This window comes from bacterium, assembly GCA_031082185.1.
Lineage (GTDB): Bacteria > Sysuimicrobiota > Sysuimicrobiia > Sysuimicrobiales > Humicultoraceae > VGFA01.
This window is the reverse complement of record JAVHLI010000035.1, coordinates 1-2537: the sequence shown is the minus strand read 5'-3', so window position 1 is coordinate 2537 and position 2537 is coordinate 1. Positions and strand designations below refer to the sequence as shown.

Sequence of the window (2537 nt, the reverse complement as noted above, 5' to 3'; positions counted from 1 at the left end):
GTTGGGATCGGAGTCTGCAACTCGACTCCGTGAACGTGGAATCGCTAGTAATCGTGGATCAGCCACGCCACGGTGAATACGTTCCCGGGCCTTGTACACACCGCCCGTCACACCACGAAAGCCTGTTGTACCCGAAGCTGGTGAGCTAACCCGTAAGGGAGGCAGCTATCTAAGGTATGACCGGTGATTGGGGTGAAGTCGTAACAAGGTAGCCGTAGGGGAACCTGCGGCTGGATCACCTCCTTTCTAAGGAAAGCTCAAGCCGTGAGAACGGTTTGAAACGTTTTACAGAAAACAGCGGCGGCCTACTTTTTTAGTTTTATATATTTTGTTCTTTGACAACAGAAGGGAATAGTAAGAAGGGTCAAGTTAGGAAGGGCATATGGTGGATGCCAATGGCATCAGGAGGCGAAGAAGGACGTGGCAGGCTGCGAAAAGCCACGGGGAGCTGCGAGTGAGCGTAGATCCGTGGATGTCCGAATGGGGCAACCCATCCTGAGGAAAGTCAGGATATCACTATCTGAATACATAGGGTAGTGAGGCGAACCCGGGGAAGTGAAACATCTCAGTACCCGGAGGAAGAGAAATCAAACGAGATTCCCTGAGTAGCGGCGAGCGAACGGGGAAGAGCCCAAACCCCTCCATAAATACAAGTGTTGAATGCTAAATGCTGGATGTTGGGTTGAATGAATTTTTTCATTTAACATACAACACTCAACATTCAACATTTCTGTTTATGGAGGGGGGTTGTAGGACCGCGTAAGTAGGAACACCACAGTATAGTTGAACGCTCTGGAAAGGGCGACCGGAGGGGGTGACAGTCCCGTAGGCGCAATGCTGTGGAAACCGAAGCGGTATCCTGAGTACCACAGGGCACGAGGAATCCTGTGGGAAGCTGGGGGGACCATCCTCCAAGGCTAAACACTCTACTGATGACCGATAGTGGACAAGTACCGTGAGGGAAAGGTGAAAAGAACCCCGGTGAGGGGAGTGAAATAGAACCTGAAACCGTATGCTTACAAGCAATCGGAGTCTCGTAGTAATACGGGATGACGGTGTGCCTTTTGATTAATGAGCCGGCGAGTTACTGGCACAAGCGAGGTTAAGTCCTTCAGGGATGGAGCCGTAGGGAAACCGAGTCTTAACAGGGCGAGTGAGTTTGTGTCAGTAGACCCGAAGCCAGGTGAGCTACCCATGGTCAGGGTGAAGCGAAGGTAAGACTTCGTGGAGGCCCGAACTGATGTTTGTTGCAAAAAGCTCGGATGAACTGTGGGTAGGGGTGAAAGGCCAATCAAACCTGGTGATAGCTGGTTCTCCCCGAAATGTATTTAGGTACAGCCTCAGTGCAACCTTATGGGGGTAGGGCACTGGATGGGCTAGGGCCTCGAATGGGGTACCAAACCCAACCAAACCGCGAATACCATGGAGGTGGTCGCTGGGAGTGAGACTGCGGGTGCTAAGATTCGTAGTCGAGAGGGAAACAGCCCAGACCGTCAGCTAAGGTCCCTAAGGGTATGCTAAGTGGTAAAGGATGTGGTGTTGCGGAGACAGCCAGGATGTTGGCTTAGAAGCAGCCATCATTAAAAGAAAGCGTAACAGCTCACTGGTCAAGCGACATCGCGCCGAAAATTTAACGGGGCTAAGCATACTACCGAAGCTACGGACTTCCGGGTTGTGAACAAAGTTCACAATCGGAGTGTTGAATGTTGAGTTTTGGGTGTTGGATGAAGAAGTTTTTCATTCAGCATTCAACATCTAACATTTAAAATTCCGGATTGTGGGTTTTAGTCACAATCCGGGAGTGGTAGGGGAGCATTCTGTAGGCCGTTGAAGGTTCCGGGTGACCGGGGCTGGAGGTAGCAGAAGAGATTATGCCGGCATAAGTAGCGCAAATTCTGATGAAAAGTCAGGACGCCGTAAACCTAAGGTTTCCTGGGGAAGGGACATCCGCCCAGGGTTAGTCGGGCCTAAGGCGAGGCCGAAAGGCGTAGCTGATGGACAACTGGTTAATATTCCAGTACCGTCTTGTGTGCGTTTGACTGAAGGGGTGACGCAGGAGGATAGTTTGAGCCTGGTGATGGTTCAGGTCCAAGCACTGAGGCTGGGAAGTAGGTAAACCCGCTTCCCGTTAAGGCTGAGGTGTGATGGGGAAGGCCGTAAGGCTGAACTTGAGTGATTCCACACTGACGAGAAAACCCTCGTAGGGAGTACATGGGATGACCGTACCGCAAACCGACACTGGTAGGTGGGTAGAAGATACCAAGGCGTACGAGATAACCCTCGCTAAGGAACTCGGCAAAGTGGCCCCGTAACTTCGGGAGAAGGGGTCCCACCGCAAGGTGGGTGCAATAAAGAGGCTCAGGCGACTGTTTAGCAAAAACACAGGTGTCTGCGAACTCGTAAGAGGATGTATAGGCACTGACGCCTGCCCGGTGCCGGAAGGTTAATGGGAGAAGTCATCTTCGCAAGAGGAGAAGCTTTGAACTGAAGCCCTGGTAAACGGCGGCCGTAACTATAACGGTCCTAAGGTAGCGAAA

The 2537-nt window shown here is 51.7% G+C and carries 2 rRNA genes; both read left to right on the top strand.

What is annotated here, in order from left to right:
- Positions 1–246, top strand: a 16S ribosomal RNA gene (locus tag RDU83_13985); the annotation flags it as partial.
- 116 nt (positions 247–362) lie between these two features.
- Positions 363–2537: ribosomal RNA gene (locus RDU83_13980) — 23S ribosomal RNA — on the top strand; the annotation flags it as partial.